Annotated in this window: 13 protein-coding genes and 1 riboswitch; of the genes, 10 read left to right on the top strand and 3 right to left on the bottom strand. The window is 36.3% G+C overall.

Annotated features, from left to right (window positions below; translation table 11 throughout):
• Positions 1–16 precede the first annotated feature (16 nt).
• Positions 17–1,282 carry an FAD-binding protein gene (locus tag ACTNEP_RS10865; protein WP_441161988.1) on the bottom strand — a complete coding sequence of 422 codons (1,266 nt, stop codon included), beginning with the start codon at positions 1,280–1,282 and terminating at the stop codon, positions 17–19.
• A 271-nt stretch (positions 1,283–1,553) separates the two neighbouring features.
• Here ACTNEP_RS10865 and ACTNEP_RS10860 point away from each other — a divergent pair, with 271 nt between their 5' ends.
• The 8 genes from ACTNEP_RS10860 to ACTNEP_RS10825 all read left to right on the top strand — a co-directional run bounded on the left by ACTNEP_RS10860 (position 1,554) and on the right by ACTNEP_RS10825 (position 9,096).
• A complete protein-coding gene (locus ACTNEP_RS10860) occupies positions 1,554–3,272 on the top strand; it encodes a methyl-accepting chemotaxis protein (protein WP_441161987.1) in 1,719 nt (572 codons plus the stop codon).
• 313 nt (positions 3,273–3,585) lie between these two features.
• Positions 3,586–4,071, top strand: a complete 486-nt coding sequence (locus ACTNEP_RS10855; RefSeq protein WP_441161986.1) for a DinB family protein — start codon at positions 3,586–3,588, stop codon at positions 4,069–4,071.
• Positions 4,072–4,196: 125 nt separating this feature from the next.
• A riboswitch (TPP riboswitch) is annotated at positions 4,197–4,294 on the top strand.
• Between the two features lie 138 nt (positions 4,295–4,432).
• Positions 4,433–5,116: a thiaminase II gene (gene tenA / locus ACTNEP_RS10850; RefSeq protein WP_441161985.1), complete on the top strand. Its 684-nt coding sequence runs from the start codon at positions 4,433–4,435 to the stop codon at positions 5,114–5,116.
• Between the two features lie 353 nt (positions 5,117–5,469).
• Complete coding sequence (locus ACTNEP_RS10845) at positions 5,470–5,847, top strand: GntR family transcriptional regulator (protein ID WP_441161983.1); 378 nt, start codon at positions 5,470–5,472, stop codon at positions 5,845–5,847.
• A complete protein-coding gene (locus tag ACTNEP_RS10840) occupies positions 5,847–6,716 on the top strand; it encodes an ABC transporter ATP-binding protein (RefSeq protein WP_441161981.1) in 870 nt (289 codons plus the stop codon). Before ACTNEP_RS10845 ends, ACTNEP_RS10840 begins: the two co-directional genes overlap by 1 nt.
• Positions 6,709–7,317 carry an ABC-2 transporter permease gene (locus ACTNEP_RS10835; RefSeq protein ID WP_441161980.1) on the top strand — a complete coding sequence of 203 codons (609 nt, stop codon included), beginning with the start codon at positions 6,709–6,711 and terminating at the stop codon, positions 7,315–7,317. The genes ACTNEP_RS10840 and ACTNEP_RS10835 overlap by 8 nt, the downstream gene beginning before the upstream one ends.
• A 15-nt stretch (positions 7,318–7,332) precedes the next feature.
• Complete coding sequence (locus ACTNEP_RS10830; RefSeq protein WP_441161979.1) at positions 7,333–8,178, top strand: lysostaphin resistance A-like protein; 846 nt, start codon at positions 7,333–7,335, stop codon at positions 8,176–8,178.
• A gap of 153 nt (positions 8,179–8,331) precedes the next feature.
• Positions 8,332–9,096: a TSUP family transporter gene (locus ACTNEP_RS10825; protein ID WP_441161977.1), complete on the top strand. Its 765-nt coding sequence runs from the start codon at positions 8,332–8,334 to the stop codon at positions 9,094–9,096.
• Between the two features lie 151 nt (positions 9,097–9,247).
• On the opposite strand, the gene ACTNEP_RS10820 is transcribed toward ACTNEP_RS10825, so the two are convergent.
• Both ACTNEP_RS10820 and ACTNEP_RS10815 read right to left on the bottom strand, forming a co-directional pair.
• Positions 9,248–10,405, bottom strand: coding sequence for a cation:proton antiporter (locus ACTNEP_RS10820; protein ID WP_441161976.1), 1,158 nt, complete (start codon positions 10,403–10,405; stop codon positions 9,248–9,250).
• Complete coding sequence (locus ACTNEP_RS10815) at positions 10,405–10,905, bottom strand: cation:proton antiporter regulatory subunit (RefSeq protein ID WP_441161975.1); 501 nt, start codon at positions 10,903–10,905, stop codon at positions 10,405–10,407. The genes ACTNEP_RS10820 and ACTNEP_RS10815 overlap by 1 nt, the downstream gene beginning before the upstream one ends.
• Positions 10,906–11,230: 325 nt before the next feature.
• Here ACTNEP_RS10815 and ACTNEP_RS10810 point away from each other — a divergent pair, with 325 nt between their 5' ends.
• Together ACTNEP_RS10810 and ACTNEP_RS10805 are read left to right on the top strand one after the other, a co-directional pair.
• Complete coding sequence (locus ACTNEP_RS10810; RefSeq protein ID WP_441161974.1) at positions 11,231–11,644, top strand: hypothetical protein; 414 nt, start codon at positions 11,231–11,233, stop codon at positions 11,642–11,644.
• A gap of 137 nt (positions 11,645–11,781) precedes the next feature.
• Positions 11,782–12,726 carry a bile acid:sodium symporter family protein gene (locus ACTNEP_RS10805; RefSeq protein WP_441161973.1) on the top strand — a complete coding sequence of 315 codons (945 nt, stop codon included), beginning with the start codon at positions 11,782–11,784 and terminating at the stop codon, positions 12,724–12,726.
• Positions 12,727–12,812 lie beyond the last annotated feature (86 nt).

Raw genomic sequence — 12,812 nt, 5'->3', positions numbered from 1 at the left:
TTAAAACGTTTCAGGTTCATTCACCAAAAATATAAGTATCAAGAAATTGATTACGGAATTTACCGTTTGGATCATATTGGTTCAATAATTGTTGAAATGCTGGTAGTTTTTCGAACAGCGGTTGTACCTCTTCTTTTGACATCGTAAAGAGCTTACCCCAATGCGGTCTAGCTTTGTATGGGGCAAGTCTTTCTTCGATTTGAGGCAACACTGTTTGTACAGACTCCCATTCATCTTTCCATGTAAGATGGATGCCAATGGAATCCTGTTGATAGAATGGGCTCATCCATAAGTCATCTTTGGCAATGCTTCGAATTTCTGATACGTGAAGAAGCGGTGAGATCTGTTCACGAATTTCACTTATAGCTGTGATTGCCTTAAATGCATGTTCTCGAGGAATGATGTATTCTGATTGCAATTCATCGCCATTGCTTGGTGTGAAATCAATTCGGAAATGCGGAAGTCTGTCAAACCAAGGTCCAGGCACTCCCATTTGTTCTGTACAATTAACAGCCTCGACACCAGCGATAGGATGGCAATTGGCAGTTGCAGGTTGTGCACCAAACAAATCCGTCAATACCTTCGTTTCTTCTTGATCTGTATGTAATTGTTTTACCCAAACTTGATTGATAGTGTCACTTTCCCAATTGGTAAATAAACTGACACTGTATCCGCTCGAGAAAATGTCATCCAAATGATGTTCAAGTTGTGCTAAAGCTAGATTTTCGAACACATATTGGCTGATTTGATAGTCAGGGATGACCTTTAATGTCATCTTTGTTATAATTCCTATTCCACCAAGGCTTACTGCTGCCCCTTTTAATTGCTCTTCATTTTTTTCGCGGGAAAATTCGACCAATTCACCATCAGCTGCCACAACTTCCATCGCTATAATAGAGTCAGATAAGCATCTATTTTTGTCTCCTGATCCGTGTGTAGCAGTCGCACATGCCCCTGCTACCGAAATGTGTGGTAAAGATGCCATATTTCCTAATGCAAAGCCATTTTGTTGAAGATAACGACTCAAGTCACTATAAATAATTCCGCCTTCAACTGTTACAGTTTGCTTCTCTTGATCTAATTCTATCATTTTATTCAATTTTCGTAAGGAAACAATATTCTCATCAGAATCAGCAATTCCGTTGAACGAGTGACGTGACCCTACTACTCTTATTTTATGGCATTTTTTGACCAATTCTTGGATTTGCTCAATGTTTTCTGGTTCATGCCAATTTGCTGCACTATATGTATAGTTACCAGCCCAGTTTTTTTGTAGATGCATTTAATTTGCCTCCTTTGATTCAATTGCTAGTTGAGTCTGTAAATTTAAAATATAAGAACGCTTTCATCTATTAACATTATTATTTTATCATATTTAATTACTGGATAGTGATAAAGTTGTTTGTTTTCTTTCAAAAAACAATTACATACTATTTCTGAAAATATTGTCATCTGAAGGCTTCATAAATTGACGAAATAAATAGAAATGTTACAAAAGTAATGATAGAATAGTCTTATATAAATAATAATAAGCTATATTTAGGGGGAAAATGATGAAAAAGCTTAAGCTGGATAAGGTAAGGTTTAAAAATATTAAAATTGGGAGAAAGTACGGATTAATTTTAAGCTTAGTATTATTATTATTTTTAATTTCAACGGTAATAGTAGGAGTATTATTAAATAATATAAGATCAGAAATACATTCAATGGAAGAAAGTGAAGTAATAGCAGTAAATGCTACAGAATTAGCATCCCTAATTCAGGCTAAAGCGGTTAATTTTTATCAATATATGGAAAACCCATCATCAGAAGTTATTGATGAATTTAATGAGATTAAAGAAGAAGTCGCAGGGTTACGCTCTGAACTGGAGGCAAGTATGCAAAATGCTGAGCAGGATGAGTTGTATAAACAGGCGATTGTATTAGATGAATCGTTTAATTACGAGTTTGAGGAAGTTGTTTCCTACATGGACAGTGGAAATGAGCATTTGGCATTTGGTCGAGCGGAAAATGCAAAAGCGTTGCGTCTGCAAGCTCTTGAACATATAGATGAGCTCAAAGAGTTATTAAATAAAGAAATGGAAAATACTGTAGAGAGAGCGGAACATAGTCAAATGGTTGCCTTTATGTCTCTTATTATTGCAATAGCAGTTTCATTGGTTATCAGTATTATTATGATAACGCTAGTAAATCGAACCATTTCACGTAATTTATCAAAAGTAGTAGCTGTCAGTAATGAAATTGCACAAGGTAATTTGCAAGTGGAACAGCTAGACTATCAAGCAAGCGATGAAATTGGACAATTATCAAGCGCGATCAATAAAATGAGTGACTATTTGAAGAACATGATTCGACAAGTTTCTGAAGTTTCTGATACAGTAAATGCACAAAGTGAAGAGTTAAACCAATCTGCAAATGAAGTAAAAGCTGGAACAGAGCAAATTGCAGTTACTATGGAGGAATTGTCTTCAGGTACCGAGGCACAAGCTGAGCATGCTGGGGATGTTGCTAGTAAAATGGGTGAATTCTCACAGAAAGTTCGCGAGGCTAATAGAAATGGTGAGCAAATCGAAACTGCATCCGCAAACGTTTTAAATATGACAGAAGATGGCAGTGAAATGATGAAATCTTCCGTGAAACAAATGGAGCGTATTCATCAGATCGTACAAGAAGCAGTAGTGAAAGTGCGAGGATTAGATGAGCAATCAAAAGAAATTTCAAAGCTTGTCTTAGTTATTAAAGATATTGCAGAGCAAACGAATTTATTAGCTTTAAATGCAGCGATAGAATCGGCACGAGCTGGAGAACACGGAAAAGGGTTTGCTGTAGTTGCGGATGAAGTAAGAAAACTTGCTGAACAAGTAGCAGATTCTGTTACCGATATTACCGGAATCGTCTCCAATATTCAAGATGAATCTGCTAATGTATCTCAGTCACTGGAGCAGGGTTACGGTGAAGTAGAAGCTGGTGCAAGCCAAATCGAAAAGACAGGTGAGACATTTGAACAAATTAACGGTGCAGTAAGTGACATGGTTACGAGTATAAAAAAGGTATCTCAGAATCTGTCAGATATGTCTACTTCCAGTAAAGAGATGAATAGCTCTATCGAAGAAATAGCTTCGATATCAGAACAATCTGCAGCAGGAGTCGAGCAAACGTCCGCATCTGCTCAACAAGCAAGCAGTTCTATGGAAGAGGTATCCTCCAATTCCGATGAATTAGCCAAACTAGCTGAAAAATTAAACAGCCTTGTACGGAAATTTAACATATAAAAAGAGATGAGGCTGAGACAAAAGTGTTTTTTATTTAGCAAATTCCGAACATAAATGGTGCGAATACCCGCGCAGGAAATATACTCCGCTTTCTCACAGGAGTCTAGGTATATTTCCTACGCGCTATTAGCATATTGTCTGGCTTCTAGACTCCAACATTTTCTTTTTGTCTCAACCTCAGTTTTATGTAGTGATAACTAGCTAAAGCAATTTCCCTTTCCTCAGGTATGATAGTGCAATGCCATATACCAAAAAATACCTATTATTGTTATAATGAAAATAATAACAGGTAGGACAAGGAGAGTGGATAGATATGGAGAAAATGGATCAATTAATTAAGGAATTTGCACGATTTACTGAATGGAGCCATTCTTTAACGAAATTAGAGGATAATCTATTCTATACGCCAATTAAAAAGGGGAAATGGTCCCCAGCAGAAATTATTAGTCATATTACCTCTTGGGATCGCTACATGATGAAAGATTTACTTCCTAAAATGAAACCTAATGCAAATATTAAAAGTGTTGAATTTGACATCATCAACCAACCAGCTGCCGAGTACGCTTTATCAGGTGTAACAAAAGAACAATTATTAAAGGAACAAATCGAAGCAAGGAACGAATTAGTCCAAGTATTGAAAGGGAAAACTGAGGAAGAGTTTTATGCCCCATTTACATTGAATGGTGAAGAAATCGATCAATACTCAGGCTATCCTCATTCTCTATTTAATTATATTAGCTCTTTTGTCTGGCATGATAATCACCATAAAGAACAGATTGAAGAGTTTTTAAGGAGTTAAAATTTTCTCATTTAGTATTGACTACTTTAGGTAGTTTACGGAAGCAGAAATTCTAATGAAATATCCAGGTGTTTGCCTTTCCAAATAGCTGTTCGTATACTAAATAGTAGAACTAAATAAAAGAACCATTCGACTAGGGGAGCATGCAAGTGCTGAGAGAAGAATTCGACCCTTTGAACCTGATCTAGTTAACACTAGCGTAGGAAAGTGGAATTGGTAGTCATATAGATTGATCTATTATCTGTATATTACTAAACCCATCTTCCTTACATAGGGGATGGGTTTTTTCTACTGTATCAACCTTACTATCAACTTTCACGACATTCACCGCTTACTACAATTTTAAAAAGGAGAGAACAAAATGAGCACATTATTTACAGAACGTCTATGGAAAAGGGTGGAACCAATTTGGAACTCCTATTTAGAGCATCCGTTTGTAAAAGGATTGGGTGATGGCACATTAGAACAGGATAAGTTTAAGCATTGGTTAAAGCAGGACTATGTCTATCTAATTGATTATGCGAGGCTTTTTGCGATCGGAAGTGCAAAAGCAGATGATTTAGAGAAAATGACAACGTTCGCAAAGCTGTTACATGGTGTGTTAGATGTGGAAATGGATTTGCATCGTAAATATGCAGCAGAATTCGGTATCACTAAAGAAGAGTTGGAAACAACAGAACCTTCCGCTATTACAACGGCCTATACGAGCTATATGTTGAATTTGTCTCAACGCGGTGGAGTCGAAAATGTTGTTGCATCGGTACTTGCTTGTGAATGGAGCTACAATTTTATTGGGAAGTCACTGGCGCAATTACCCGAGGCGTTAGATAATAATTTTTACAGCAGTTGGGTGGAAATGTATAGTTCTGATGAATTTACGACATTAGCAGAAGAGACTAAACAGTTGATGAACGATATTGCGGAAGGGAAGCCAGAACAAGAACTAGTCATGCTCGAGGAAATTGTTCTGAAGACTAGCCAGTTTGAATACATGTTTTGGGATATGGTGGAAAATAAAGAAGACTGGCCGGTAAATCTATCATAAGACTATGATCAGTGGGAGCTTACAGACATTACGCACCGTGATAAATTGTTATAAAAGCAAAGGGATTGCCCAATAAGGTAACTTGTTGGGTAATCTTTTTTTGGGTAAAATCTTAAAATTCTAACATGTTGATCTCTACTCTTTTATCAACGAACGCAGAAGGAAACATAAAGATTTGTCGTAAAAGTTTTGAAAAACTATCAAAGCTAGCACCAATAGCGTAGGACCGATGTGATTATACAATCTAATAACGTTGATAATTGTTACATAAAAAAAGAGTTGCATAACAAAGTAATTTTGTGTATATTGTATATAAAGTATATATACAATATTTCGCGAGAGAGGTTTTTTGCATGCAAATTATTATTTCGAATAATTCGAAAGAGCCGATTTATGAGCAAATATATGCTCAAATTAAGAAACATATTTTGACGAATGAATTACAAGCAGGCCAATCCTTACCATCAATGCGTCAATTAGCGAAGGATTTAAATATAAGTGTGATTACGACTAAGCGTGCTTATGAAGAACTAGAGAATAATGGCTTTATTTATTCTGTTGTTGGCAAAGGTTCGTTTGTGTCTGAGCAAAATAATGAAATGATGAAAGAAAGAAAAATGCAAGTTATTGAAGAACAATTAATGACTGCTATACAAAATAGTAAAGAAATCGGTGTAACACTTACTGAATTAAAAGAGCTGCTCACCATGTTATACAGGGAGGAAGAATAATGGAAAATGTAATTGAATTCAAGCAAGTCAATAAATCATTTGATGGTTTTCAACTGAAGGATTTTTCTATGACTGTGAAAAAAGGGTTTGTAACCGGGTTTATTGGTGGAAATGGAGTCGGAAAGTCTACTACTATCAAATTGATGATGAATTTATTGCAGCCTGATAGCGGGACAATTTCGATATTTGGTTTAAATTATCAGGAGCATGAGAAGGAGATTAAGCAACGAATTGGTTTTGTTTTTGATGAAAATGTCTTCTACGAACATCTTACCTTGACACAAATCAAAAATATTATAAAACCTGCATATAAAAATTGGGATGATTCATTATTCGAGTTCTATGTGAGTAAATTTGAACTGCCTTTAAAAAAGAAAATCAAGACCTTTTCAAAAGGAATGTTAATGAAAGCTTCTCTAACAATCGCCTTATCCCATCATGCCGAATTAATTATTATGGATGAGCCTACATCTGGTCTGGACCCAGTATTTCGCAGAGAGTTTTTAGATGTGTTGCATCATTTAATGGAAAGTGAGGAAAAGACCATCTTTTTCTCCACTCATATTACAACAGATTTAGATAATATTGCAGACTACATTACGTTTATTGATAAAGGAAAGCATATATTTACGAAAGAATCTACACAAATTGAAGAAGAGTATGCGATTGTTAAAGGTGAAAAAGAACTGTTGGATGCTGATACGAAAAAGGAATTTATCGCCATTCGCAAGTCAAATCACGGCTTTGAGGCATTAACAGCGAATAAAAATCAGATAGAAGAAGTGTTTGGAAAAATGGTCTTAATCGAAAAGCCATCTCTGGAAGATATTATGTACTATACGAAAAAAGGAGCTGAGTGGGATGTTTAATTTAGTATGGAAGGATATTACTTTGCAAAAGAAAGGTTTATTGATATTGTTGCCTGCTTTATTGGCCTATTTAGCGTTTATGCCATCCTATATCTGGATAGGATTTGTATTTAGTGTGGTCATTGCCTTAGATGTTTTGACAAAGGACGAGGATTCAACTATTAATACATTGCTTAATTCGCTTCCTTATACTCGCAAAGAAATAGTCAGTTCTAAATACATAAGTGCGATTATTTTTACTTTGATCGTCGTTTTAGTCATGTTTCTTGGCGGGCTACTTATTCACAAGGAAGTGCCTGCTTGGAAAGAAATCATGTTGATGGTTAGTCTATCATTGATATTCGTCTCATTTATTTTTCCTTTTTCATATAAATTCAAAACACAATATATCATTAAAGCTTCCCTCGTTTTATTTGTTGGTTATATGATAGTGATTACCACTTTTTTAAAAAACTTGAATGATATTATAAGAGAATTTGTTCAAACAATTTTATCTTTGCAAGATACTTCTTTCTATTTGGTGATGGTTCTTTCCATTATGGTACTATATATGGGATCCTGGCTACTCTCCATTAGGATTTATCAAAATAAAGTATTTTAAATGGGAGGAACTGAGATGAAGAAGTGGATGGTTCTTTTGTTAGCAGGATGGGCAACCATAACAGGTGGCTTGTTTCTAGCATCTCTTTCGGGCAATATTGCTGAACAGTTTGGCTTAGCCAGGAATTTTCAGTTATTGATTCAAGGTATCGTAATGAGCGGAATCGTTGTTCCAACTGTTTGGTATTTGTATCGGCATTTCTATCAAATAACAGGTGTTAAGCAAGGGAAGCCTATATATTCTTGGAAGAAGGCTTACCACTTTTTTACTGGTGTGTTGCTAGCTGTTGCTTTAGCCTCAGTGGGGATTGTTATCGCGTCTTCACTAGGATGGATCACGATCGAAACATGGCATACTCCGGATCAATGGCTAGTCCCATTACTAATAAATATAGTGATTGCCTTCTTATATGAAGCATTACCTGAGGAACTAGCGCTGCGTGGTTTAGTGTATGATGTTTTGCGTCACCGCTTTGCTGCTTGGGCTGCCGTTCTATTACAAACATTGTTATTTTTATCTGTTCCCCTGACAACGACATTACTTCAAGTTCTGGTGGGACTCGCGCCAGGGAATACTATTACGATTAGTTATGTTATGTTGATCCTTTTATTCGGTATTTGTTTGCAGCTACTACGCCTATGGACAGGAAGTTTGTGGACGTCAATCGGTTTCCATCTAGCGTATCTGGAGATAACACGTTTTGTCGTTTCCGCGAATTACGGTGCTAATATTATTAGCTATCAGGAACTATTTCCAGGACTGGGAGTAATCTTTATTTCGCTTGTTATGATCGTAATAGGCGGCATTGTGGTATCACTTCTCCTATTAGGTACTAAGCGTTTGTTACAAAAGAATACGTAATCATCAAGTCTTAGTGAGCATACTAAGGCTTTTCTTTCTGTTTCTTTTTCTTATTTCTATTTATTAATCTAGCTTAACTCGTTATAATGAATGAGTGCTGAAAAAGCTAGATGCTTGATTGCCTGGTGATGATTATCGGAAGGAAGATTACTAGTGGGAGAATTTGATCTCTATTTATTACTTATTTTAATTGTTTTTGGATTTTTATCCGGCTTTATCGATTCTGTTGCGGGTGGAGGTGGTCTGATTACATTACCTGTGCTACTATCTACGGGAATGACTCCATCAGCCGCAGTTGCTACAAATAAACTGGTAGGAACAATGGGCTCTTTTACCAGTTCTTATGTTTTCTTTAAATCTGGGAAACTAGACTTGTCTTCTGTCTACAAGTTATTTCCTGTCGTTTTTATTGGCTCGATGATTGGTGCGTGGACGGTTCATTTAATCGATCCAGAAGTGCTAAAGCCATTAATGCTTATCATGCTTGCTCTTGTAGCATTCTATACGTTAATCAAAAAAGATTGGGGCAGACTGTATACAGAGAAGCAATTAACTGCTCGTAACTTTATCTTTTTTATTATTGCTATTTTGGGGATTGGTTTTTATGACGGTTTTCTTGGTCCGGGAACAGGCTCTTTTTTAATTTTTGCTTTTTTAATTATAGGTGCTGATTTTATCAAAGCGGCTGGTAATGCGAAGTTTTTAAACTTCGGAAGTAATATTGCTGCCTTGTTGATGTTCATCTATTTAGGTGAGGTCAACTATGCATATGGATTCCCAATGGCAATAGCATGTGTTGCAGGTTCGGTGTTCGGAGCAAGATTTGCGATCAGCCGTGGAAGTGGTTATATCCGTTTAATATTTATTACGATCACCTTCGTGCTTTTGGCGAAAAATGTTTATGATTTAATATGGTAACAGTACCTAGCCTAAAGTTGCCCCTTAGAAGAATTTAGATCGTGGAGTGTATCAGTGGATACGGGAGTAGCGGAAATCAGTCAACGAAGAGCTTGTGAATAATCTTTAAAAGAAAGGAACAGCTTGTTTGTATCAACAAGCTGTTCTCCTCTTACGCATTTTTTACAATAGCTTTCTTTTTATGGAAAATTACTTTGGATATTTTCGGTGCGTATTGGAATAAAATAACCCCAATTACTGCAGAGACTAGAATGAATATACTACTAAATGCCATTAGTGCACCAGAAGCGAGTGTGGCTACAATAATGGAAAACTCACCTCTTTGCGTAAGGGATAATCCTGCGCGCAAGGAGACTCTTTTGGAAAGACCATACCACTGTCCACCAAATATACCGACTATGATTTTGGCAACAATTGACCACAAAATGATAACCAGCAATAAACCAATCATCGGGATCCCTTGATCAAATGTTATTGTCGTACCAAAATAAACAAAAAATATTGGCATAAGTAAGTCTCGAGCACGGAATACCATTTCTTCTAATTCATGTGTTCGTTTCACTTCAGCAATCATTATACCTGCCAGGAATGCACCTAATACTTCTGATAAATCTAAATATAAAGCTAGTCCACCATATGTAAGTGCTAATCCGATGACAAATAGTAAAAAGAAATCTTGGTTAATGTATTTATCAAAAAACGGTGCAAGTTTACTAAAGAGCAGTCTGCCTAGGATAATGGCACCTGCAATAAGTGCAACTACTTTTAGCAGAAGTATAGACATTGATGTAACTGTGATGGCTGTACCAGCCGTTAATCCTACTAAAATAGCGACAATAATTGGTGCTACTAAATCTTCAAAGATTAACAGTCCCAGAATAAACTCTGATTCTGGGTTGGCCATTCGTTTGGAGCTTTCTAATAGTTTAGCTGTGATTGAGGAGCTTGTCGCGTATACTACCGCGCCGACAATTAAAGAAGAGATAAGGTCCAATCCTAAAAGATAACTAATCCCGACAGTTACGCCGAAGCTTAGCAATACATCTAGTAAACCTGCGCGTAATACTTTCTTGGCAACTGTCATTAGCTGTTTAATCGGAAATTCCATTCCTAACATAAAAAAGAGTAGCACAATCCCAATTTCACCAGCAAAGTGAACGAGATGGGTATCTGTCAACATCCCACCGATAACGATACCTGCTAAAATAAAAACAATCACATTAGGAATTTTTAATTTGAATCCGATATAGCCTGTCACAAATAACAGGAGTAGGATCAGACCAGCACTAAGTAATTCGGGAAATTCCATTACTGGCTATCCCCTTTACATATTTTAATAAACTCCTTGATAGGCTCTTTCTTTCCAACAACTAACAGCGTGTCATTTTCCTCAATCGTTTGATCAGTTTCGAATTCTACAATAAAATCATCATTTCGAAATATCCCAATAATATTTACGCCATCTGGCACTCGTTTTCTAAATGCAGATAGTTCCATACCGGCAATTTCGGTTTGCTTCTTCACATCTATCCACTCGACAATTATCCGATTGCGAACAAGGTTGATCCGTTCTATTTTTTCGGGATCCATATTGCTAAGATTTGCCTCTAACATTTGTGAAGCCAGTTGTTTAGTATCTTCAGATGTCATATTAAAGCTAAAAACAGCTTCATCATCGTCAGCATCTTCAAAGAAATACATTTCTCTCTTACCTGAATGATGAATAATTAAAGACATCATCTGGTTTTCACCATTAATAAAAGATAATTTCTTTCCAACACCTGGTAAATCTGCTATATTAAACTTCATGTCACATCCCCTTTTTCAATAAGCTGATCCAAGCATGTTGTTACATGTTGTATCATAATTATATCACTACTAATTAATTAGAATCCATTAAGAGCTTTGCTCATGCTATAGATTATTCTGTCAGCATGGGAGAGGTGTTTGAGTGCTTTTTTCCAGCTCTCATATACACCTCTGCTCCATGAAGCGCCTACTTAGCGACTGACTGTATTCATTTGGTTAGACAAAAGCAAATATTATACATATAAAATATGCCGAAGAAGGACTAGCATAAATAATCCCCGGCTTCATATAAATGAAATTAATTAAATAGGCTGGGGGAATAATGATGACAAATGCGGGGGAAATGAAGCAATCTGTTGAACTATCGGAGGAAGTATTGCAAAAATACTATGAATTAAACAACCAAAAAAAGGAATTGGACAAACAGCTGAAGGAGGTCAAAAAACAAATTCATCACTATTTAGATGAAGCTTTTGGAATGAAGCAAAAAGGAGAAGTGAAACGAGGTAAGTATAAGGCACAACGTGTTATCCGTTCTTCCGTTCATTACGATGAAGAAAAAACAGTGCAAAAATTGGAACAATTAAATTTAGAAGATTTTATCGTATTAGTTAAACAACCTGACACAGAGAAGCTAGAAGCTGCGATGAAGGTAGACCTAGTTAAAGAAGAAGATTTTGCAGATTGTAAAACGAATAAATTAACGCAAGCGATCACGGTCAAAGAATTAAGCATATAGACAGACAAAGAATGTTTGGATTACATCATCCAAGCATTTTTTGTACGTGAGGAAAACAATTTTTAACTAAAATTATATTTGAAATATTCAGAAAATAGTATATAATTTCTAAACAGACATCTTAGAGGGGGAGTAATATGAAAATATTAGAGAGGGTTAGTAGTTTTGTAGGAAGTACATTTGCCATTTGGGTGTTATTATTCGCAGTTTTATCATTTCTTGTACCTCCAGGATTTACTTGGCTGTCAGCCTATATCACACCATTATTAGGAATCATCATGTTCGGTATGGGACTTACACTATCAGCTAGGGATTTTAAAGAGGCGTTTAAACGTCCGAAAGAGGTAGCAATTGGGGTAGCCGGTCAGTTCTTGATTATGCCATTACTCGCCTTTGCACTTGTAACAATATTACCTGTTTCAAACGAGATAGCGATCGGGGTTATTCTAGTTGGATGCTGTCCAGGTGGTACTTCATCAAATGTCATGACATATTTGTCAAAAGGTGATACGGCGTTATCTGTTTCGATTACGGCAGTTTCTACGATTCTGGCACCAATTGTGACACCAGCACTTATTTTTCTTTTTGCCAGCCAGTGGTTAGAAGTATCTGCAGGGTCATTATTCATCTCGATTGTGCAAATTGTTTTAGTGCCGATCTTATTAGGTTTTCTAGTTAAAGCATTGTTAAAAGATAAAGTGGAAGCAGGAGTCAAGGCGATCCCTTTGGTATCTGTTATTGGTATTGTGGCGATCGTTACCGCTGTAGTAAGTAGCAATCATGAACAAATTGCTAAGACTGGCTTATTAATTTCATTAATTGTTATCCTTCATAATACATTAGGTTATCTAGTAGGTTATGGATTAGGGAAAATCATGAAAATGGATCCAAAGCAACAAAAAGCTGTCTCCATTGAAGTCGGGATGCAAAACTCAGGACTTGGTGCCACATTGGCAGCCACACACTTTAATCCATTATCAGCTGTACCTAGTGCGATATTCAGTGTATGGCACAATATTTCCGGTCCAATAGTAGCGACTATTTATCGAAAGCTACAGGAGAAAGAGGATCAAAAGATATAGATGGATATTTAGACGATTTAAATTATTATGTAAAAAAAAGGGCCAAAAACGTAAATTTTGGCCCTTTTACTATGGAATTTGATCGT

This window comes from Gracilibacillus sp. HCP3S3_G5_2, assembly GCF_052063305.1.
Lineage (GTDB): Bacteria > Bacillota > Bacilli > Bacillales > Amphibacillaceae > Gracilibacillus.
Note: the sequence above shows the minus strand (reverse complement) of the source record. Positions and strands in the feature narration are given on the sequence as shown.

What these genes read in the sequence shown, in the direction of transcription:
- ACTNEP_RS10865 (WP_441161988.1), bottom strand. Translation starts at nt 1,282, where the DNA reads ATGCATCTACAAAAAAACTGGGCTGGTAACTATACATATAGTGCAGCA.
- tenA (WP_441161985.1), top strand. Translation starts at nt 4,433, where the DNA reads ATGAGCACATTATTTACAGAACGTCTATGGAAAAGGGTGGAACCAATT.
- ACTNEP_RS10835 (WP_441161980.1), top strand. Translation starts at nt 6,709, where the DNA reads ATGTTTAATTTAGTATGGAAGGATATTACTTTGCAAAAGAAAGGTTTA.
- ACTNEP_RS10810 (WP_441161974.1), top strand. Translation starts at nt 11,231, where the DNA reads ATGACAAATGCGGGGGAAATGAAGCAATCTGTTGAACTATCGGAGGAA.
- ACTNEP_RS10840 (WP_441161981.1), top strand. Translation starts at nt 5,847, where the DNA reads ATGGAAAATGTAATTGAATTCAAGCAAGTCAATAAATCATTTGATGGT.
- ACTNEP_RS10860 (WP_441161987.1), top strand. Translation starts at nt 1,554, where the DNA reads ATGAAAAAGCTTAAGCTGGATAAGGTAAGGTTTAAAAATATTAAAATT.
- ACTNEP_RS10820 (WP_441161976.1), bottom strand. Translation starts at nt 10,405, where the DNA reads ATGGAATTTCCCGAATTACTTAGTGCTGGTCTGATCCTACTCCTGTTA.
- ACTNEP_RS10805 (WP_441161973.1), top strand. Translation starts at nt 11,782, where the DNA reads ATGAAAATATTAGAGAGGGTTAGTAGTTTTGTAGGAAGTACATTTGCC.
- ACTNEP_RS10845 (WP_441161983.1), top strand. Translation starts at nt 5,470, where the DNA reads ATGCAAATTATTATTTCGAATAATTCGAAAGAGCCGATTTATGAGCAA.
- ACTNEP_RS10830 (WP_441161979.1), top strand. Translation starts at nt 7,333, where the DNA reads ATGAAGAAGTGGATGGTTCTTTTGTTAGCAGGATGGGCAACCATAACA.
- ACTNEP_RS10815 (WP_441161975.1), bottom strand. Translation starts at nt 10,905, where the DNA reads ATGAAGTTTAATATAGCAGATTTACCAGGTGTTGGAAAGAAATTATCT.
- ACTNEP_RS10855 (WP_441161986.1), top strand. Translation starts at nt 3,586, where the DNA reads ATGGAGAAAATGGATCAATTAATTAAGGAATTTGCACGATTTACTGAA.